The 19,953-nt window shown below is 69.9% G+C and carries 18 protein-coding genes; 12 read left to right on the top strand and 6 right to left on the bottom strand.

From position 1 onward, the window contains the following. The first annotated feature begins 48 nt into the window (after window positions 1–48). The 5 genes from DNK54_RS14860 (at window position 49) to DNK54_RS14840 (ending at window position 4,084) form a co-directional block, all read left to right on the top strand. Window positions 49–333, top strand: a complete 285-nt coding sequence (locus tag DNK54_RS14860; RefSeq protein ID WP_110207767.1) for an MrpF/PhaF family protein — start codon at window positions 49–51, stop codon at window positions 331–333. After that, on the top strand, window positions 330–698 hold the full coding sequence (gene mnhG / locus DNK54_RS14855; RefSeq protein ID WP_110207766.1) for a monovalent cation/H(+) antiporter subunit G: 369 nt from the start codon (window positions 330–332) through the stop codon (window positions 696–698). Before DNK54_RS14860 ends, mnhG begins: the two co-directional genes overlap by 4 nt. A 241-nt stretch (window positions 699–939) precedes the next feature. Next, on the top strand, window positions 940–2,178 hold the full coding sequence (locus DNK54_RS14850) for a quaternary amine ABC transporter ATP-binding protein (protein ID WP_110207765.1): 1,239 nt from the start codon (window positions 940–942) through the stop codon (window positions 2,176–2,178). Beyond that, entirely contained in the window at window positions 2,175–3,107 is a 933-nt protein-coding gene (locus tag DNK54_RS14845) for an ABC transporter permease (protein ID WP_239460114.1), read from the top strand. The genes DNK54_RS14850 and DNK54_RS14845 overlap by 4 nt, the downstream gene beginning before the upstream one ends. 86 nt (window positions 3,108–3,193) lie before the next feature. Beyond that, window positions 3,194–4,084 (top strand): glycine betaine ABC transporter substrate-binding protein, encoded by an 891-nt coding sequence (locus DNK54_RS14840; protein ID WP_110207764.1) that lies wholly within the window; start codon window positions 3,194–3,196, stop codon window positions 4,082–4,084. A gap of 81 nt (window positions 4,085–4,165) precedes the next feature. Here DNK54_RS14840 and phaZ read toward each other — a convergent pair whose 3' ends face one another. Together phaZ and DNK54_RS14830 are read right to left on the bottom strand one after the other, a co-directional pair. Further along, a complete protein-coding gene (gene phaZ, locus DNK54_RS14835; protein ID WP_110207902.1) occupies window positions 4,166–4,972 on the bottom strand; it encodes a poly(3-hydroxyalkanoate) depolymerase in 807 nt (268 codons plus the stop codon). A 5-nt stretch (window positions 4,973–4,977) separates the two neighbouring features. Continuing rightward, complete coding sequence (locus tag DNK54_RS14830; RefSeq protein WP_110207763.1) at window positions 4,978–6,663, bottom strand: PHA/PHB synthase family protein; 1,686 nt, start codon at window positions 6,661–6,663, stop codon at window positions 4,978–4,980. 150 nt (window positions 6,664–6,813) lie between these two features. On the opposite strand from DNK54_RS14830, the gene DNK54_RS14825 reads away from it, so the two are divergent. Next, the gene (locus DNK54_RS14825; RefSeq protein WP_162602483.1) at window positions 6,814–7,992 is read left to right on the top strand and encodes a PucR family transcriptional regulator; all 1,179 of its coding nucleotides are present in this window, start codon (window positions 6,814–6,816) and stop codon (window positions 7,990–7,992) included. Between the two features lie 195 nt (window positions 7,993–8,187). Here the strand turns inward: DNK54_RS14825 and DNK54_RS14820 are convergent, their stop codons facing one another. Then, entirely contained in the window at window positions 8,188–9,927 is a 1,740-nt protein-coding gene (locus DNK54_RS14820; RefSeq protein ID WP_204164619.1) for a thioredoxin-like domain-containing protein, read from the bottom strand. A 64-nt stretch (window positions 9,928–9,991) separates the two neighbouring features. On the opposite strand from DNK54_RS14820, the gene DNK54_RS14815 reads away from it, so the two are divergent. From DNK54_RS14815 to DNK54_RS14790, 6 genes are all read left to right on the top strand, one after another. Next, the gene (locus tag DNK54_RS14815) at window positions 9,992–10,804 is read left to right on the top strand and encodes a maleylpyruvate isomerase family mycothiol-dependent enzyme (protein WP_110207760.1); all 813 of its coding nucleotides are present in this window, start codon (window positions 9,992–9,994) and stop codon (window positions 10,802–10,804) included. Beyond that, the gene (locus tag DNK54_RS14810) at window positions 10,801–11,751 is read left to right on the top strand and encodes an oxidoreductase (RefSeq protein WP_110207759.1); all 951 of its coding nucleotides are present in this window, start codon (window positions 10,801–10,803) and stop codon (window positions 11,749–11,751) included. Before DNK54_RS14815 ends, DNK54_RS14810 begins: the two co-directional genes overlap by 4 nt. Continuing rightward, window positions 11,748–12,233, top strand: a complete 486-nt coding sequence (locus DNK54_RS14805; protein WP_110207758.1) for a GNAT family N-acetyltransferase — start codon at window positions 11,748–11,750, stop codon at window positions 12,231–12,233. The genes DNK54_RS14810 and DNK54_RS14805 overlap by 4 nt, the downstream gene beginning before the upstream one ends. Before the next feature lie 17 nt (window positions 12,234–12,250). Beyond that, window positions 12,251–13,765, top strand: a complete 1,515-nt coding sequence (locus tag DNK54_RS14800) for a M1 family metallopeptidase (RefSeq protein ID WP_110207757.1) — start codon at window positions 12,251–12,253, stop codon at window positions 13,763–13,765. Window positions 13,766–13,821: 56 nt separating this feature from the next. Then, window positions 13,822–15,300 carry a carboxyl transferase domain-containing protein gene (locus DNK54_RS14795; protein ID WP_110207756.1) on the top strand — a complete coding sequence of 493 codons (1,479 nt, stop codon included), beginning with the start codon at window positions 13,822–13,824 and terminating at the stop codon, window positions 15,298–15,300. Window positions 15,301–15,427: 127 nt separating this feature from the next. Beyond that, entirely contained in the window at window positions 15,428–16,135 is a 708-nt protein-coding gene (locus DNK54_RS14790) for a GTP pyrophosphokinase (RefSeq protein WP_239460113.1), read from the top strand. A 129-nt stretch (window positions 16,136–16,264) separates the two neighbouring features. Here the strand turns inward: DNK54_RS14790 and DNK54_RS14785 are convergent, their stop codons facing one another. The 3 genes from DNK54_RS14785 to pdhA are packed head-to-tail and all read right to left on the bottom strand — an operon-like array spanning window position 16,265 to window position 19,904. Next, complete coding sequence (locus tag DNK54_RS14785) at window positions 16,265–17,734, bottom strand: dihydrolipoamide acetyltransferase family protein (protein WP_110207755.1); 1,470 nt, start codon at window positions 17,732–17,734, stop codon at window positions 16,265–16,267. Between the two features lie 11 nt (window positions 17,735–17,745). Then, on the bottom strand, window positions 17,746–18,729 hold the full coding sequence (locus DNK54_RS14780; RefSeq protein WP_110207754.1) for an alpha-ketoacid dehydrogenase subunit beta: 984 nt from the start codon (window positions 18,727–18,729) through the stop codon (window positions 17,746–17,748). Further along, on the bottom strand, window positions 18,726–19,904 hold the full coding sequence (pdhA, locus tag DNK54_RS14775; protein WP_476739116.1) for a pyruvate dehydrogenase (acetyl-transferring) E1 component subunit alpha: 1,179 nt from the start codon (window positions 19,902–19,904) through the stop codon (window positions 18,726–18,728). Before pdhA ends, DNK54_RS14780 begins: the two co-directional genes overlap by 4 nt. Between the last annotated feature and the right edge of the window lie 49 nt (window positions 19,905–19,953).

Below are 19,953 nucleotides of genomic sequence, written 5' to 3'. Positions count from 1 at the left end.
CCTCCCGGAGGTCGAACCTGTCGAGACCGCAACACAGGAGGCCATCTCGTGACCGTCGTCCTCACCCTCTGCCTCGGCCTGCTCGGCCTGGCCGCTCTGATCCTGCTGGCGCGCGCCACGATGGGCCCGACCATGCTCGACCGGACGGTCGCCCTCGACGTCATGATCGCGGTGATCATCTGCGCGGTCGGCATCGAGGCGGCGCTCAACGAGCACACGTTCACGCTGCCGATCCTGCTGGTGCTCACCCTGCTCGGCTTCGTCTGCTCGGTCAGCATCGCCCGCTTCACCCGCGGAAGTGACGACATCGAGGCGGAGAAGGAGCACCGATGAGCTGGATCGACATCGCCGACGCCATCGCCGCGGTCTGCATGGTCACCGGAGCACTGCTGAGCTTGATCGCGGCGCTCGGCCTGCTTCGCCTCCCGGACCTCCTCTCCCGCATGCATGCCGCCACCAAGCCGCAGGTACTCGGCCTCTGCCTGGTGCTCACCGGCCTCGGCTTCCGCCTGCGCGACGTCGAGGTGATCGCGCTGCTCGCCCTGGTCGCGCTCTTCCAGCTGATCACCTCCCCGGTCGCCAACCACATGGTCGCGCGCGCCGCGGTTCGCGCAGGTCAGATCGACCACGACCGGTTGCTCGTCGACGAGCTGACGCCGGTGCTGGAGTCCTTCGACGAGCCGCGCGGAGCACCCTGATCCCACTCCCGTGAGTCCCGCCGAGAAGGCAGTCAGTCGACCCAGATGTTGACTTCCGACAAATGTCGATATGGCAGGGTTTGCCACCGCGTGGACCGTGATGAATCGCTTCAACCAGACACGTCTGTTAAGTTGCCGGGGCCAAGGTTCGTCCGGAAGCGCTCCACCACCCTCGTTCGGACCTGGTCCGAAGGGAGCCCGAAAAGCGCGGCTCTCGTGGCTCAAGGAGTGAACCGAGTTCGTGTCTTTGATCGAACTGTCAGGTGTCCACAAAATCTTCGGCAAGCGCCCGCAACGAGCGCTGGCCCGCCTCCAGTCCGGCGCCACCCGTGAGGAGCTCCGCGCCGACGGCATCACCGCCGCGGTGATCGACGCGTCCTTCACCGTCGACCCCGGTCAGATCTTCGTCGTCATGGGGCTCTCGGGCTCCGGCAAGTCCACGCTGATCCGCATGGTCAACGGCCTCTTGGAGCCCACCTCCGGCTCGGTCGTGGTCGCCGGAGAGGACCTGGCCCGCCTGGACGCACGCAAGCTGCGCCGCGCCCGCAGGGAGAAGGTCAGCATGGTCTTCCAGCACTTCGCACTCCTGCCGCACCGCACCGTCGGCGAGAACGCCGCCTACGCCCTGAAGGTGAAGGGGATGAACCGGTCGGACCGGCAGCGACAGGCGGAGCAGGCGCTGGAGATGGTCGGCCTCGGCGGCTGGGGCGGTTCGCTGCCCGGCGACCTCTCGGGCGGGATGCGCCAGCGGGTCGGACTGGCGAGAGCGCTGGCGGCCGGGACCGAGGTGATGCTGATGGATGAGGCGTTCAGCGCACTCGATCCGCTGATCCGTCGAGAGATGCAGGACCAGCTGATCGAGCTGCAGAACCAACTCGGCAAGACCATCCTCTTCATCACCCACGACCTCAACGAGGCGATGCGGCTCGGCGACCGGATCGCGATGATGCGCGACGGACGGATCGTGCAGCAGGGCACGGCGGAGCAGATCCTCAACGACCCGGCCAACGACTACGTTGCTCAGTTCGTGCAGGACGTGGACCGCACCAAGGTGCTCACCGCGGCATCGATCATGGAGCGACCGGTAGCCGTGCTCGGCGCGGGGCAGGGGCCCCGCGCAGCGCACAAGCTGATGCGCGAGAACCAGCTCAACGCCCTCATGGTGGTCGACCGGCAGCACAACCTGCGCGGCCTCATCACCGAGGCCACCGCGGCCGAGGCGGTGAAGACAGGCCAGGAGAGCCTGGACGGCCTGGTCACCCCGGCCCACCAGGTCACACCCGACACCTGCGTCGCCGACCTCTTCACCGCAGCGGCCGAGCGGCCCGAACCGCTCGCCGTCGTCGAGGGGACGAAGCTGGCCGGGGTCATCGCCCGGGTCACCCTGCTCAGCGCTCTCGGCAACCTCAACGGGTCGGAGACAGCGGCCGGCGAACTCGTCTCGGCGGGCTCCGCCACCACGGACGGAGGTCAGGCGTGAACGGCCTCGTGACCAGCGCGACCGAGAAGATCCACGGCGTACCGCGGATCCCGCTCGCGGAGAAGATCGACCGCAGCGTGGAGTGGATCACGGAGCACTTCCGCGAGGAGCTCGACCAGTTCGGGTTGTGGGTCGAGGCTCGAATCAACGGCCTCACCGACCTCCTGCTCACCCCGACACCGCTCCTGATGGTGCTGATCCTTGCGGCGTTGGCGTGGCTGCTCAAGGACTGGAAGCTAGCCGCCGGAACCGTCGTCGGCATGGTCATCGTGATCGGCCTGGCCCAGTGGGAGAACGCGATGGCCACGGCCGCACTGGTCATCTCGGCGACACTGGTGGCGCTGCTCATCGGGATACCGATCGGCGTCCTGGCCGCTCGCTCCGATCGTTTCAGCAGCATGGTCAAACCGGTCATGGACTTCATGCAGACCATGCCGTCCATGGTGTGGCTGGTGCCGGTGGTCCTCTTCTTCGGCGGCGGCGTGCACGCGGGACTGGTGGCCACCGTGATCTTCGCGCTGGCCCCCGGCGTCCGATTCACCGAGCTCGGCATCCGGCAGGTCGACGCAGAGGTCGTCGAGGCCGCCCACGCCTTCGGTGCCACGCCACGCCAGATCCTGCGCGAGGTCCAGCTCCCCCTGGCGATGCCCACGGTGATGGCCGGCGTCAACCAGGTGATCATGCTCTCCCTCTCCATGGCAGTCATCGCGGGCATGGTCGGCGGTGGGGGCCTCGGTGGCGAGGTGGTGGGCGCTATTGCGGGGTTGGAGGTGGGCCTCGGCTTCGAGGCGGGCATGGCCGTGGTCGTGCTGGCCATCTACCTCGACCGCATCACGGCCAGCGCCGGAGACCGGCGACCTGGGCGGGGCCGCCTGCAAGGTTTGCGCAGGCGGCTCACCAAGAACCAGCAGCAGCCGGTCGCGGCCTGAACGCTGCTCACAGACCTCTCGGGACGAAGTAGAAGAGCGCCGGGTCCACTGGGCTGCGGGCGTGTAACAGAAGGGACGACGCAACCATGAGTACGAAGATCTGGACACGAGTCTGTGCGGTTCTGGCCGCCGTGGGCCTGACCATCTCGCTGGCTGCCTGCGGCACCGACAGCGACAAGAACGGAGCCGACAGCAAGGAGATCAAGCTGGGCATCATCCCTGGGTGGACTGACGGCGTGAGCATGGCCCATCTCTGGAAGGTGGTGCTCGAGGACGAGGGCTACGACGTCGAGATCGAGGAACTGGGTGACGCTCCGCTGACCTACACCAACCTCAGCCGCGGCTCGGTCGACGTCTACCCGTCAGCCTGGCCCGACGTCACCCACGCGTCGCTCATGGAGAAGTACCCGAAGCTCGAGGACCTGGGCACCTACTACGACAACGCCAAGCTGACCTTCGCCGTACCGGACTACAGCGACCTCCAGTCCATCGAGGACATGGTCGGCAAGGGCGGCGACTACAACGGGAAGATCGTCGGCATCGAGCCGGGCGCCGGCCTGACCAAGATCACCAAGGAGTCGGTGATGCCCGAGTACGGTCTCGACGACGAGTACAAGCTGGTCACCTCGTCCACCGCCACGATGCTCGCCGAGCTGAAGCGGGCCATCGACGCCAAGCGCGACATCGTAGTGACCTTGTGGCGGCCGTTCTACGCCAACAGCAAGTTCCCGGTGCGCGACCTCGAAGACCCCAAGGGTGCGCTGGGTGAGTCCGAAGGCCTGCACGAGGTCGCCCGGCCCGGCTTCACCGACGACTTCGCCGAGGTCGCCGAGATGATGGGCAAGGCGAAGCTCACCGACGAGCAGTACGGCTCCCTGGAGGACCTGGTCGTCAACCAGTACGGCGAAGGCAAGGAAGAGGACGCCGTCAAGCAGTGGCTGAAGGACAACCCGGACTGGCTCGACACCATCAAGTGAGCTGACCCGCGCGGGGGTCCTGCGCTGCACGATGGTGCGGTGGGCCCGGTCGACCTGATCGTCCGGGACCACCGCACCACGTCATTTCACGTCCAGGAAGTCCGCGATCAGCGGCGCCAGCTCGTCGGCACTGGTGATGAGTCCGAGGTGTCCGTCGCCGTAGACGTGCAGACGCGCGCGAGGCATCAACCTCGACATGATCTTGGCGTTGACGAGCGGGATGATGGGGTCGTCGTCGCCGGCCAGGATCAGCGTCTCCTGTCTGATGAACGGCAACGCTGGCAGGCTCGACCACCCCGCACCGGCCAGCAGCTGCAGGAGGTAGCCGCGACGCGATCCGACTCGGGAACCGTCGTGCATGAGGCGGCGCACGTCGTCGGGTCGCTCCCGCATCCGACCGCCGTAGAGCTCTGCGGCCACGTCGATCGCATAGTCGGCATCCCGGTAGCGCCGCGGGGTCACCATCTTGCGGAGCACCCGGGGCGAGGCCGGCACCATCAACGAGCCGGTCGCGGTGCTGACCAGCACCACGCGGCGTACCCGGCACGGCTGTTGGAACGCCAACTGCTGGGCCAGGCCCCCACCCCACGAGATGCCCAGCACGTCGTACGTCGAGAAGCCCAGCTGGGTCATCATGACGCCCACCCCATGAGCGAGCAGCGCGAAGTTGTAGGGCAGGCGCGGGTTCGGCGATCCGCCGACACCGGGCACGTCGAAGCGCACCACGGTAATCGCCGGATCCAGCTCGTCGACGAACGGCTGCAGCAGGTCGAGGCTCGCACCGATGCCGTTGCACAGCAGCAGCGGCGGGCGGTCACCGGTGCCGGACCGGACCGCGGCGCGGACCTGATGCCCGAGCACCGTGAGCTGACGCAGTTCCACTGGCACGCCGTTCACTTGTCGAAGACGTAGGTACCGGGCGCCGGGTCCGACGGACGCAGCCGGATCGACCCGAGCTCCGCGGGTGCGGGCCTGAGCTCCCCGCACCGTTCGTCGAGCCAGAGGGCCACGTCGGTCCACCAGCTGCCGTCGTGGGTCTCTGCCCCCTTGAGCCAGGCCCGTGCGTCCGGCCCGTGCTCGTCGTTGGTGTGGAAGCTCGCCTTCGGGTTGGTGGGCGGATTGACCAAGGCTGCGACATGGCCGCTGGTCGAGAGGATGAAACGGCTACGACCACCGAAGAGCTGAGTGGTGCGGTAGCAGTTCTCCCACGGCGTGATGTGGTCGGCGATGCCCGCCACGATGTAGTTGTCCACGGTCACCGCACCCAGGTCGATGGGCACCCCCAACACGCTCAGCGCACCCGGTTTGGTGAGCAGGTTGTCCATCGCGAGGTCGACGAAGTCCGCGTGCAGGCCGGCCGTCATCCGCGTGGTGTCGGCGTTCCAGAAGAGGATGTCGAAGGCCGGGGGGCGCTTGCCGAGCAGGTAGTTGTTGACCCAGTAGTTCCAGATCAGGTCGCTGGGCCGCAGCCAGGCGAAGACCTCGGCAAGAGCCCGGCCGTCCAGGTAGCCCTTGGCCGCTGAGCGCGCCTTGGCCAGCTGTGCGAGCCGCGGATCGGTCAGGGCGGAGATCGTGCCCGCACCCGCGTTGTCGATCACCGTCACTGCCAGCACGACCGCTCGCAGCCGGTCCTCTCGACCGATGCCGGCGAGATAGCCGGCGACAATGCTTGCCAGGATCCCGCCCGAGCAGATTCCGGCCAGCACGGTCTGGGCACTGCCGGTGATCTCCTCGACCGCCTCCAGCGCCTCCAGGATCGACCGGACGTAGGTGTCGATGTCCCATCCGGCGTGCCGACTGTCCGGGTTGCGCCACGAGACGACGAACATCTGCCGATGGTGCTGCACGCTGAACTCGACCAGGCTCCGGCCGGGAGACAGGTCGACGGCATAGAACTTGTTGATCGTCGGCGGCACGATCATGACGGGCGTCTCGTAGACCTCGTCGCACTGAGGCGCGTACTGGATGAGCTCCAGGACGTCGTTGCGGAAGACCACCGCGCCCGGGGTGGCAGCGATGTTCTCGCCGATCGCGAAGCCGGACGTGTCCACCATCTCCGGGACCCGCGGCGCGGCGGAGAGATCCTTGGCCAGTTGGGTGGCGCCACGGACGAGACTCAGTCCAGCCGTGTCGATCACCGCCTTCGCCGACGTGGGGTTCACCAGCGGGATGTTGCTCGGCGAGAGTGCCTCGACCACGTTCTCGACCATGAACCGGACCCGCTTGCGATCCCTCGGGTCCAGATCGGCGTCATCGATCAGCCGGTCCAGGGTCTGGCCGCCGGCCAGGTAGAGCTGCACCAGACGGCGCAGCAGCGGGTTCTCCTGCCACCCTGCGTCGACGAAGCGTCGGTCGCCGCGGCGCGGCGCGATGTCGGAGGCGCCGGCGGCGATCCGGGCACCCTCGCGCGCCAGGCGACGCAGCCGGGCAGCGGTCGTGAGCGGCTGGCGAGCCAGAGAGGCCGCCCAACGCGCGGTGGAGGCATCGGGAACGAACCTCCGGAAGGTACCGAGCGCGGCGTCCACGAGGAGGACGTCGAGCGGGGCAGCAGCGTCGGCGAGGGCGGTGTCGGTGCTCATGACTCCAGCATCACTCCGCCGCAACCGGCGGCGCTTCGGCTGGCTGCATGGAGTTCGGCACCTCCGCCTAGTGCGCACGCACAAGACGAGCCCCGGATGCGCCCGCCACAGCCCTACCCGACGGGCAGCAGTGGCCACTACCGTGCCCTCATGCAAGCCATCGCGGACCCCGCTGTGCGCGCCCTCTGCTCGCGGCTCCTGCCCGAGGTCGGCGCGTTCGGGATCGCCATGGCCGAGCGCATCGTCACGGAGATTCCCGACTACGCAGCCACCGACCGGGTGAGCCGCGAGGAGATCGTCGCCTCCTGCACGGCCAACGTCGCCTACGTGCTGGGCTACCTGGCCGGCGACCGCGTCACCTTGGAGAGCCCACGGGCCACCGGGGCTTCCCGGGCGGAGGAGGGCGTGCCCTACGCGTCGGTGCTCCAGGCGTTCCGCCTCGGTGGCCGATTCATCTGGGAGCTCCTCGTGGAACGCGCCGAGCCAGCGGCGCAGGACCGCCTGCTACGGGCGGCGGCCGACGTATGGGCCGTCAGCGACGACCTCGCTGCACACGTCACCGACGCCTACCGCGGCGCCCTCGCCGACAAGGCACGCCGGGACGGCCAGATGCGCGCCGTGCTGGTCGGCACCTTGCTGGACGGGGACGGGAACAGCACCGCGCCACTGTGGGAGACCAGCGGCATCCTCGACCTTGACCGGACCGGCCCGTTCGTCGTGGTGTCGGCCGAGTGCACCACCCCAGGCGACGAGGCCCTCGACGACATCGAGCGCCGACTCCGCCGCAGCAACGTGACCTCGGCCTGGCGGGTCGACCTCGACCACCACGAGGGCGTGGTCGCGCTCCGACTCGGCTTCGGGTTCGAGGAGCTGACGGTGCTGGTCGGCGAGGTGGCGCACGCCCGCGTCGGCGTCAGCACGGAGTTGGGCCGCTTGGAGGAGGCGCAGGAAGGACGCCGCCAGGCCCGGATCGCCTGCGCTGCCGGCACGCCCGGTACGAGCGAGGTGGTTCGCTTCGGCACCGATCCGTTGGCGATGCTGCTGGCCAGCAGTCCCGAGCAGGCGCGTGGCCTCGCAGAAGCGGTGCTCGCACCCGTGCTCGCGCTGTCGGCCGACGACCGAGAGGTCCTGATGGGCACCGCGCGCGCGTGGCTCGCCTGCGGCGGCTCCACCTCCACCGCCGCCCGGGAGCTTCACGTGCATCGCAACACCGTGCGCTACCGGATCCGTCGGCTGGAGGAGGTCACCGGCCGCGACCTCGCCCGCCCCGTCGACGCCGCCCAGCTCTACGTCGCCCTGGAGTGCCTGCGGATCCTCGGCCTGGGCTGAGACCCCGGCGCCGGAGGCACCGGCGACCGCGACACCGGCGGGACCATCACCGAAACCGGTCTCGACAGGCTCGACCTCCGGAAGGGGCCGACCGCCGACAGGCCCGACCTCCGGCAAGGGCCGACCGCCGACAGGCTCGACCTCCGGCAGGGGCGAGATCGATCGGTGACTCCCCAGCTCCTGTCGTAGCAAGAGCTAGGTGGCGGTGCCACCGAGGGGGAGGACCAGGCGGGCGCTGCCCGCGTCGACGACGCGGACGGGGATCCCCCAGTCCTGCTGGTGCATGCGGCAGGCAGCACCCTCGCCTCCCTCGGCGTCGCAGGAGGCCGCGCGGGCGGCGACGTGCAGGACGCCCTCTCCCACGACGGGGTCCAGCTCCAGAACGCGGCTCAGTTCGGTGGAGCGTCCCTCACCGGAGCGGATCAGCGCGGACGGCGTCGCTGTCACCACGAGCTGCGTCGCCGGCCCGAAGCGCTCGTCGACCTTCTGCCCCGGCGGTGGCGCGAACGGCGTGGTCAGGCGCAGGGTCGCGCCGACCTCGGTCACTGGCCGCTGAGTGCGAGTGCGCATGCCGCTGGCCTCGCCCGTGCCCAGGTCCACCGGCACTATCCGGTGCTCCCCCGACTCGACGACGTACGCCGTGTCGCCCTCGACCAGCAGGTCGACAGGATCGGCGAGCCCGACGGCGAGGGTGCGCAGCCGGCCCGAGTCGGGGTCGAAGCCACGGATCGCTCCGTTGTAGGTGTCGCAGATCGCGACGGTGCCGTCGGCCAGGACGCGTACGCCGAGGGGGTGCTGCAGGCGCGCCTCGGTGCGGTCGCCGTCATGGAACCCGAAGTCGAAGAGGCCGAGGCCGACCGCGGTGTGCACGGCGCCGTCGGCGATCCAGCGCAGCGCCGAGGTCTCGGAGTCGGCAAGCCAGAGCCGGTCGCCCTCGGGCGCGAGCGCAGAGGGCTGGGCGAACCACGCGTCGCCGAGCGGACCGTCCCGGAGCCCCTCGTTGCTGGTGCCGGCGACGATCTCGACCGTCCCGGTGCGCGGGTCGAAGGTCCACAGCTGGTGGACCCCGGCCATGGCGATCCAGACCCGCTCCTGCCACCAGGCCACGTCCCAGGGACTGCTCAGCGAGCTGGTCGGATCGCCCTGCATCCACTGGCGACCGTCACCGGCGAGGCTGCGCACCTCACCGGTGGCCGCGGTGATGCCGGCCAGCCGGTGGGCGACGGTGTCGGCGACCACGACGTCGTACCCGACCTCGGCAGCAACCTCCTCGGGGAGCAGGCAGAGACCGTTGGGCTCGCGGAAGCCGGTGATACGTCGTACCTCGTCGCCGTCGCGCAGCTGCACCACGGCGTCGTGCCCGGCGTCCGCGACCCAGCGGGTGCCGTCGGGGGCCGAGACCGCACGAGCGGGGAAGCGGAGCGGGGTGGATTCCCGCTCCGGAGCGACGTACGGCGACTCTCCCGGCTGCAGCGTGCCGCGCTCCCGGTGCTCAGCACGCTGCTCGCCCAGGAGCGCATCCAAGGCGTGGGCATGCCCCTCCCCGGCATAGGTCGCGACGACATAGCCCTCCGGGTCGATGAGCACGAGTGTCGGCCATGCCTTGGCGGCGTACGCCTGCCAGGTGACGAGCTCCGGGTCGTCGAGCACCGGATGGTGGACGCCGTGCCGCTGCACGGCGCGAGCCAGGGCAGCAGGGTCGGCCTCGTGCTCGAACTTCGGCGAATGCACGCCGATGACGACCAGGTCGTCGGCGTACTTCTCCTCGAGCGGCCGGAGCTCGTCGAGGACGTGCAGGCAGTTGATGCAGCAGAAGGTCCAGAAGTCGAGGAGGACGAAACGGCCGCGCAGGTCACGCAGGGTGAGCGCCTGATCGACGTTGAGCCATCCGCGACCTCGAAGTTCCGGCGCGCGGACGGTGCGGAGAGACGACACGTGACCATTCTCCCCCGCGCCCAAGGGGATCCCCCTACTGGCAGGAGTTCAGTAGGGTGCGGGCATGAGTGACGCCGAGGAACTGGCCGGGTTCATCTCCGTGTGGCAGCGGGCCGTGGACGACTTCTCCCTGCTGCTCGAGGAGGTGCCCGCCGACGCATGGGCGACGGAGACGGACCTGCCGGGCTGGGATGTGCACGCGATCGCGGCGCACGTCGCCCACCTGGAGGCGCTGCTCGCCGGCGCGGCCCACGAGGAGGTCGAGATCGGATCGCCGGCCCACGTGAAGGGGATGCTGGGCACGTTCACCGAGCAGGGTGTCGTCGCTCGCCGTGATCGCTCGCCGGCGGAGCTGATCGACGAGATCCGCCGCTCCGTCGCGGTGCGCGCCGATGAGCTGGCAGCGGCGCCTCCCACCGACGGCGACGCCCCCGCACCCGGTCTCTTCGGCGCCATCGGCTGGTCGCAGCGCACGCTGCTGCGCAACCGGCCACTCGACATCTGGATGCATGAGCAGGACATCCGTCGTGCGATCGGTTCACCCGGCAACCTCGACAGTCCCGCCGGCGCCCACGTGGTCGCCTACCTGCTGGAGGCGCTGGGCGTGGTGGTCGCGAAGCGGGCCGGTTGCCCGGCTGGCACGAGCGTCGTCGTCGAGGTGGACGGTGTGGCGACCACTGCGTGTCTCGTCGGCGATGACGGGCGGGCCGCGTTCGTCGAGCCGCCTGCCTCCCCGACCGCGCGGCTGAGCATGTCCGTCGAGGCGTATGCCGTCCTCGCGGGAGGACGTGGCGCCGCCGACGACGTCGACGTACGGATCGAGGGCGACACCGAGGTCGCCGAGCGCGTGCTGGCCGCCATGGCCGTCACGCCATGAGCGGATCTCGACAAGCTCGGCCACCGGCTCCGGCGAACCGTCCTCCGCTACCGAGCCAGGACGGGCGGACCTGCGTCGTCACCGGCTCCACGAGCGGCCTGGGCCGCGAGACCGCACTGGCCCTCGCGCAGGCCGGCGCACATGTCGTGCTGGCGGCCCGCTCCGAGGAGAAGATCGAGCAGACCCGCACGGCGATCACGCGTCAAGTACCGGGAGCGCGGCTCGACTCCCTGGTCGCCGACCTCGCCGATCTCGCCTCGGTGCGCCATGCCGCGGGCCGCGCCGCGCGACTGGGCGCCATCGACGTGCTGGTCAACAACGCCGGCGTGATGGCCACTCCGCGCACGCGGACCGTCGACGGCCTCGATCTGCAGATGGCCACCAACCACTTCGGCCCCTTCCTCCTGACCGGCCTGCTGCTCCCCCAGCTCGTGGCATCGGGCCGTGGGCGCGTCGTCAACGTCTCCTCGGCGATGCACCATCTGGCCCGGTCCGCTCCGCTGGGTGACCCGCGCGGTGCGCACGGCCGCTACCGCCGGTGGCCCGTCTACGCACAGACGAAGCTGGCCAACCTGCTGATGATGTTCGAGCTCGACCGTCGTTGCCGTGAGGCCGGCCTTCCGGTGGAGGCGCTCGCCGCGCACCCGGGGTACGCCGCGACCCACCTGCTCTCCTACGGGCAGACGATGCGGGCTTCCGGCCCCCTCTCCTCCATCCTCGACGCCACAGCGCGGGCGACCGCGCAGTCGGCGACCGCCGGTGCCCTGCCGATTCTGATGGCCGCCACTGCCGACCTTCCGGGCGGCACCTTCTGCGGTCCCGACGGGTTCCAGGAGCTGCGCGGCGGCCCTACCGTGGTGCGGCCTTCACGCTTGGCGCGCGACAGCAGCGCGCAGCGTGCCCTGTGGGAGCTGAGCGAGCGCACGGTCGGGCTGGCCTGGCCATGAGCGCCCTGCTCCGGCCGGTCCAGGCGAGCGACCACGCATGGCTGCTCGATCTGAACGAGCGGCATGTCGAGGTGCTCTCGCCACTGGACCAGGCGCGCCTGGAGGCCCTGCTCGGCTGGGCCCACGAGGCGTGGGTGATCACCGACAGCGGCAGGCGCGCTAGCTTCGTGCTCACCTTCCGGCCCGGTAGCGCCTACGACTCGGAGAACTACCGCTGGTTCTCCGCGGCGCTCGACGACTTCGTCTACCTCGATCGGATCGTCCTCGACGACGGGTTCCAGCGCCGCGGCCTCGGGGCGCAGACCTACGACGAGCTCGAGGCGCGGCTGGCCGGCGTACCCCTGGTGTTGGAGGTCAATGTGGACCCGCCCAACGCCGCATCCCTCGCGTTCCACGCGGCCCGGGGCTATCGAGAGGTTTCCCGGCTCGGTCCGCCGGGCAAGCAGGTGGCATTGATGCGCGGGCCGGGTGGCGCCGCGTGAGGACGGAAGGAGTCCGCGTGCGCGGCAAGGTGATGGCCCTGGTGGCCGTGGTGGTGATCGTCGCGATCGCCGTCGCTGGCGTGGTCTGGGCGGTCAACCGCGACGACTCGAAGACACCCCCGGCCAGCGCTCCGCCGAGTACGACGGCGACCGACGACCCCACCACGGCACCGACGGAGAGCCCGTCGATCGGGACGACCGTCGACCCGGCCGACCCGAAGTGGAAGGCGGCCGAGAGCCGGCCGGTGGAGGACTCGAAGTACCCGAACGTCGGCGACCCCAGCGTGGACGCGCTCCACTACGGGCTCGACCTCACCTGGGACCCCGAAGGGGGCCGTCTGACCGGCGTGGCGACGATCGCCTTCCGCGCGACCGTCACGCAGGACCTCTTCCAGCTGGACCTCTCCGACGCGCTCAAGGTCGACGGCGCCCTCCTCGACGGCGAGGAGGTCGAGGTGAGCCACATCGGCAAGGATCTCGTCGTCAAGGCACCCGTGCAGGCCGACAGCCGGCACGTGCTGGTGGTCGAGTACGCGGGGTCGCCCGAGTCCTACCCGGCGCCGACCACGCGCTCCGACCTCTCCACCGTCGGCTGGACGGTGACCGATACCGGCGGGGCCTGGACCATGCAGGAGCCCTACGGCGCCTTCACCTGGTACCCGGTCAACGACCAGCCCTCCGACAAGGCCTTCTACGACTTCACCCTGCGGGCACCCGCCCCGATGGTCGGTGTCGCCAACGGCGAGCTGACGTCGAGGACCACCGAGGCCGGGATGGAGGTCACCGCTTTCACGCTGAGCTCACCGGCCTCCTCCTACTTGACCACCGTCGCATTCGACGACTACGTCATGGGCGAGGGCACCAGCTCCAGCGGGGTGCCGCTGACCTGGTGGACACCACGCGGCGACACCCGGTCCGCGAAGGCGATGGCCAAGCTGCCCCAGGCTTTCGACTGGGTGGAGAGCAAGCTCGGACCCTACCCGTTCGACCGCCTCGGGGGCGTCGTGGTGCCGTCGCAGACCGCGATGGAGACGCAGACCATGATCACCTTCGGCAACACGCCCTACACGCTCGACATCACCACGCTCGTCCACGAGACGACCCACCAGTGGTACGGCGATGCCGTCTCCCCCACGGACTGGAGCGACGTGTGGATGAACGAGGGCATGACGACCTACCTCGACTTCATCTGGGAGTCCGAGCACGGTCGCTCCCTGGACCGGGTGCTGCGGGAGGCGGCCCCCTACGAGTCGATGCACCGCGCCGAGAGCGGTCCACCCGGCGACTACGACCCGCGGGCGTTCGGGCAGACCAACATCTACTACGGACCGGCATTGATGTGGCACCAGGTGCGGGAGCGGATCGGCGACGACAAGTTCTGGGAGATGGTCCGCGCCTGGCCGACGGTGCACCGGTTCGGGAACGCGAGCCGCGACACCTACCTGGCGTGGGTGGAGAAGCAGACGGGCGCCGACCTCAAGGACCTCTTCGACGCCTGGCTCCTGGGCAAGAAGTCACCGAAGCTCGGCTGACGATCGGACAAGTTACGCCGCTGGACCAGCGGCTCACGACTGGCACAATCACGCTCGTGAGCACCCGACGCCTCTCCGCACATGAACTGATCGACCTGGTCCTGGACGCCGGTTCCTGGCGCTCCTGGGACACCCCGCCCGACCGGCACGGCATCTCGACGGAGTACGCCGCGGAGCTCGCCGCCGCCGAGGAGAAGTCTGGGGTCGACGAGTCGGTGATCTCCGGCGAGGGGCTGATGCACGGTCGCCGAGTCGCCGTGGTCGCCAGCGAGTTCCGCTTCCTCGCCGGTTCCATCGGGCGCGACGCCGCCGACCGGCTGGTGCAGGGGATCGAGCGGGCCACCCGGGAGCGACTGCCGTTGCTGGCCGCCGCCGCCAGCGGTGGCACCCGCATGCAGGAAGGCACCCCGGCCTTCGTGCAGATGGTGCGCATCTCGGCAGCGGTCGCCCAGCACAAGGAGGCCGGTCTCCCCTATCTCGTCTACCTGCGGCACCCCACCACCGGAGGCGTGATGGCCTCGTGGGGCTCGCTCGGACATGTCACGGTCGCCGAGCCGGGAGCGCTCACCGGCTTCCTCGGCCCGAGGGTCTACGAGGCGCTCTACGACCGGCCCTTCCCCGAAGGCGTGCAGACCTCGGAGAACCTCTACGCCCACGGCATCATCGACGCGGTCGTCCCCCCGGAGGAGATCGCCTCGATCCTTGACCGGGCCCTCACGATCCTGGAGGCGCCCCGGCACGGCATCGCCGCCGTACCCGAGGTGGAGGACGTGCCGATCCCCGATGTCGAGACCTGGGAGGCGGTCACCCGGTCGCGCGACCCCGAGCGTCCCGGCGTACGCCGCCTGCTGCGGTACGCCGCCTCGGACGTGGTGCCCCTCAACGGCACCGGGCAGGGCGAGGCGGACCCGGGCCTGCTGATCGCGCTGGCGCGCTTCGGCGAGGCGCCGTGCGTCTTCCTCGGTCAGGACCGGCGAGGGCAGACGGTCGCACACCCGATGGGTCCGGGCGCGCTGCGCGAGGCTCGACGTGGGATGCGGCTGGCGGCCGAGCTCGGCCTACCGCTGGTGACGGTCATCGACACCCAGGGCGCCGCGCTCTCCGTGGACGCGGAGGAGGGTGGGCTGGCCGGGGAGATCGCCCGCTGCCTCGCTGACCTGGTCACGTTGAGGGCCCCGACGCTCTGCCTGATGCTGGGTGAGGGCAACGGCGGTGGCGCGCTGGCGTTCCTGCCGGCCGACCGGGTGGTCGCCGCCCAGCATGCCTGGCTCTCCCCGTTGCCACCCGAAGGTGCCAGCGCGATCGTGCACCGCGACCTCGACCATGCGCCGGACATGGCGCGCGCCCAACAGGTGCGTGCCCTGGACCTGCATGCACGCGGCGTGGTCGACCGGATCGTCTCGGAGCGCCCGGACGCCGCCGTAGAGCCGGAGGAGTTCTGCCGCCGCGTGGGCGCGGTGCTCGAGCACGAGCTGGCTGCCCTGCTCGACGCGGGGCCAGGCAGTGTCGAGGCACGCAGCGCCCGGTACCTCTAGCGAAGAAGGTGCGGCCGTCCCGAGCGGCGCATCCGGGGCCGTGCTGGCGCGGCGCGCAGGCCAAGACCTCTTCTTCAACACGTACTGAGCCGATGCGCCGTTCCTCAGGCAACGCATACTGGAGGGCATGACCGATCAGGCCGTGCCCGTGAGCAACATCGAGATGCTCCGCCAATGGGTCGACGGCATCACCGACCCGATCGAGGCCGAGGCTGCTGTGCGCCAGGCGCAGGCGGAGCTCGCCGCGTTCCGCCTGGAGTACGCGTGTGGGATGCAGGAGCTCGAGACCAAGATCGACATCCTGCGTCGCGAGTTCGAGCAGACGCACGACTACAACCCGGTCGAGCACGTCAAGACCCGCCTGAAGTCGATGGACAGCCTCCTCGACAAGATGCGGCGGCTCGGCTGTTCAGCCGATCTCGAGGAGGTGCGCACGACCATCCGCGACATCGCCGGGATCCGGGTCACCTGTGCCTTCGTGGAGGACACCTACCGGATCGCGGAGATCCTTGCCGGTCAACCCGACGTCACCGTGCTGCAGACCAAGGACTACATCGCCCAGCCCAAGGCCAACGGCTACCAGAGCCTCCACCTCATCGCGCAGGTGCCCGTCTTCCTCTCCGACCGCACCGCGCTGGTGCCCGTCGAGCTGCAGATCCGCACCATCGCCATGGACTTCTGGGCGGCGGTCGAGCACCGCATCTACTACAAGTACGCAGGCGCGGTGCCCGATCATCTGCGCGACTCCCTGCACGAGGTGGCGCTCACCGCCTCCTCGCTCGACCACCAGATGGGTGTGCTGCGCGACGAGATCAAGTCACTCGCCACCGGCTGATCCAGGTCCTGCAGCACACCGGCACCGCCGGCGCCGCGCACTCGGGCGGCCCGGCCCGCGCGCTGTGAAGGTTGTGCGGTGTTCTCGGTTCACCAGGGAGACCGAGAACGCCGCACCTACCGGACGCGATCAGAGCAGCAGGGCGTGCGCCGGATCCTCCATCACGGCGGCGACGTCGGCAAGGAACCGGGAGCCCGCCTCGCCATCGATGTGGCGATGGTCGAAGCTCAGCGCCAGCGTCGTGACCTGACGGATCGCCAGCTCGTCGTTGCCCTCGGCATCGGTCACCACCCAGGGCTGCTTCTTCACGGCGCCGAAGCAGAGGATCGCGGACTCGCCCGGGTTGATGATCGGCGTGCCGGCGTCGACTCCGAAGACACCGACGTTGGTGATGGTGAACGTGCCACCGGCCATGTCGGCGGGCTGAGTACGGCCTTCGCGGGCCACGGCCGTCAGCTCGTTGACGGCGGTAGCGAGCTCACGCATCGACATCGCGTCGGCGTCCTTGACGTTGGGCACGACGAGGCCACGCGGCGTGGCTGCGGCGATCCCGAGGTTGACGTAGCCCTTCAGCACCACTTCCTGGGCCGCGTCGTCCCAGTAGGAGTTGATCGTCGGCGTACGCCGCATCGCCAGCAAGCAGGCCCGAGCCAGGAGCAGCAAGGGCCCGACCTTCACGTCACGGAAGTCGCGGTGCGAGCGGAGCTGCGCGACGAACTCCATGCTGCGGGTGACGTCGACAGTGACCCACTCCGTCACGTGCGGGGCGCTGAAGGCCGAGTCGGTCATCGCCTGGGCCATCATCTTGCGCACGCCCTTGATCGGCTCGCGCACCTCACGGGCGCCCGCCATGGGGGAGACTCCGGGGCGGCCCGCGTCCTCGTAGCGCTCGGGCATGCCACCGGCGGCGGCAGCCTGGACGTCGTCACGCGTCACCACGCCGCCGTCACCGGTCGGGGTGACCGTCGTCAGGTCGACACCGAGGTCGCGGGCGAGCTTGCGTACCGGAGGCTTGGCGAGGGTGCGCAAGGCGGCACCTTCGGGCGCGGACGCCACGACACCGGCCGGTGCGCTGACCGGCACAGCCGGCTCGTCGGCCTCGATCACCGCCTGGGACTGGGCACCACCGGGCGAGAACGCGCCCTGCACCTGCATCTGGGTGGCGGCAGCCGACTCCGTCGCCGGCGAGGCGGACCCCTTGCGGGGTCGACGCATCGGGCCGCGGTCGGCCTTCATCCGCCCGACCAGGCTCTCGCCCTCGCCGCCGCCGCTGGCTGCCGGGTTGGAGAGGTCGATCTCCATCTCCTCGGGTGCAGCGGACCCCGGCGCGCCACCGGGGGCGACTCCGTCGGAGGTCGCCTCGGAGGGGTCGCCGATGGCGATGATCGGCGTGCCGACCGGCACCTCCTGCCCCTCGGGAACCAGCAGTGCAAGCACCGTGCCCGCGAACGGCGAGGGCAGCTCGACCAGCGACTTGGCGGTCTCGATCTCGACGATCACGTCGTTGATCTCGACGACGTCGCCGACCTTGACCTTCCAGGAGACGATCTCGGCCTCGGTCAGGCCCTCACCGACGTCGGGCAGCTTGAACTCGTGCATGTGCGGCCTCCTCAGAAGCTCAGGGAGCGGTCGACGGCGTCGAGCACGCGGTCGAGGTCGGGGAGGAACTCCTCCTCGATCCGCGATGCCGGATAGGGCGTGTCGAAGCCGCCGACGCGCAACACCGGAGCCTCCAGCGAGTAGAAGCACTCCTCGGTGACCCGGGCCGAGAGCTCGGAGCCGAGCCCCAGGTTGACGTGAGCCTCGTGCACCACCACGGCGCGGCCGGTCCGTCGGACCGACTCGAAGACCGGGTCCATGTCGAGCGGGGAGAGCGTGCGCAGGTCGATGACCTCGAGCGCGCGGCCCTCTCCAGCTGCTGCCTCTGCGGCGCGCAGGGCGGTCTTCACGGTCGGACCGTAGGCGAGCACCGTGACGTCGGTGCCCCGCCGTACGACGCGCGAGGCGAAGAGCGGGTCGGGCGCGAGGTCGAGGTCGAGGTCGGCCTTGTCGGCGTGGTACTGCCGCTTGGGCTCGAGGAAGATCACCGGGTCGTCACAAGCGATCGCCTGCTGGATCATCCAGTAGCCGTCGACCGGGTTGGAGCACGCCACCACCTTCAGGCCGGGCGTGTGGGCGAACTGCGCCTCGGGCGACTCCGAGTGGTGCTCGACCGCTCCGATGCCACCGCCGAACGGGATCCGGATGACCATCGGCATCGGGTTGCGTCCCTTGGAGCGGAAGCGCATCTTGGCGACCTGGCAGACGATCTGGTCGTACGCCGGATAGACGAAGCCGTCGAACTGGATCTCCACCACGGGCCGGTAGCCGCGCAGGGCCAGGCCGACCGCGGTGCCGACGATGCCGGACTCGGCTAGCGGGGAGTCGATCACCCGGTCCTCGCCGAAGTCCTTCTGCAGACCGTCGGTGATCCGGAAGACGCCGCCGAGCTTGCCGACGTCCTCCCCCATGATCAAGACCTTGGGGTCGTCCTCCATCGCCTTGCGCAGGCCGGCGTTGAGACCCTTGGCGAGGGTGATCCGCTGCGTGCTCATCGGCCGGCCCCCTGGGTCTCGACAGGCTCGACCACCGACGACGAGTCGAAAGTCTCGAGGTAGGCGGCGAAACCTTCGCGCTGTGCGGCGAGCTCCGGCGGCTCCTCGGCGTACACCTGGTCGAACATCGCCATCGGCGAGGGGTCCGGCATCGCCTTGCAGCCCTCGCGGAGTCGGTGACCGAGCTCGTCCGCCTCGTTGGCGACCTTGGCGAAGAAGCTCTCCGAGGCCGCGCCGTTGCGGGCCAGGTAGGCCTTCACCCGGGCGATCGGGTCACGCAGCTTCCACCGCTCGACGTCGTGGTCGAGCCGGTAGCGGGTCGGGTCGTCGGTGGTGGTGTGGGCGCCCATCCGGTAGGTGTAGGCCTCCACGAAGGTCGGGCCCTGTCCCTCCCGAGCCCGCTGCAGCGCGGCCTTCGTGACGGCGTACGTCGCCAGGACGTCGTTGCCGTCGACGCGGATGCCCGGGAAGCCGAAGCCGAGCGCCCGCTGGTAGAGCGGGATCCGGCTCTGGCGTTCGATCGGCTCGGAGATCGCCCATTGGTTGTTCTGACAGAAGAAGACGACCGGTGCGTTGTAGGAGGCAGCGAAGATGAAGGCCTCGTTGACGTCGCCCTGCGAGGAGGCACCGTCACCGAAGTGCGCGACCACGGCAGCGTCGCGGGCCTCGTCGCCGGTGCCCACCACACCGTCGCGCTGCATCCCCATCGCATAGCCGGTGGCGTGCAGTGCCTGTGCACCGATCACGATCGTGTAGAGCCCGAAGTTGTGGGCGCTCGGGTCCCAGCCGCCGTGGTCGACGCCGCGGAAGAGGCTGAGCAGGTTCAGCGGGTCGACGCCACGGCACCACGCGACGCCGTGCTCGCGATAGGTGGGGAAGACGTAGTCCTGCGGCCGCAACGCCCGACCGGCACCGATCTGTGCAGCCTCCTGACCGAGCAGCTGTGCCCAGATGCCGAGCTCGCCGTGCCGCTGCAGCGCGGTCGACTCGGTATCGATGCGCCGGGTGAGCACCATGTCGCGGTAGAGCCCGCGAATCGCCTCGTCCTCGGCGATCGGCTTGCCGTCGGAGTCCGTGGGCTCGTAGCGGAACTCAGGGTGCTCGACCCGCTCCCCTTCCGGGGTCAGCAACTGGACCAGCTCGGGTCCGCCGTCGACCTGGGAGGGACCGAACACCTCGACCAGGTCGGGACCGAAATCCGTCGAATGCGACACCACTCCTCCT

Origin of the sequence: Nocardioides daejeonensis (genome assembly GCF_003194585.1) — a bacterium.
GTDB classification, from domain to species: Bacteria; Actinomycetota; Actinomycetes; order Propionibacteriales; family Nocardioidaceae; genus Nocardioides; species Nocardioides daejeonensis.
This window is presented reverse-complemented; position numbering and strand designations above follow the sequence as displayed.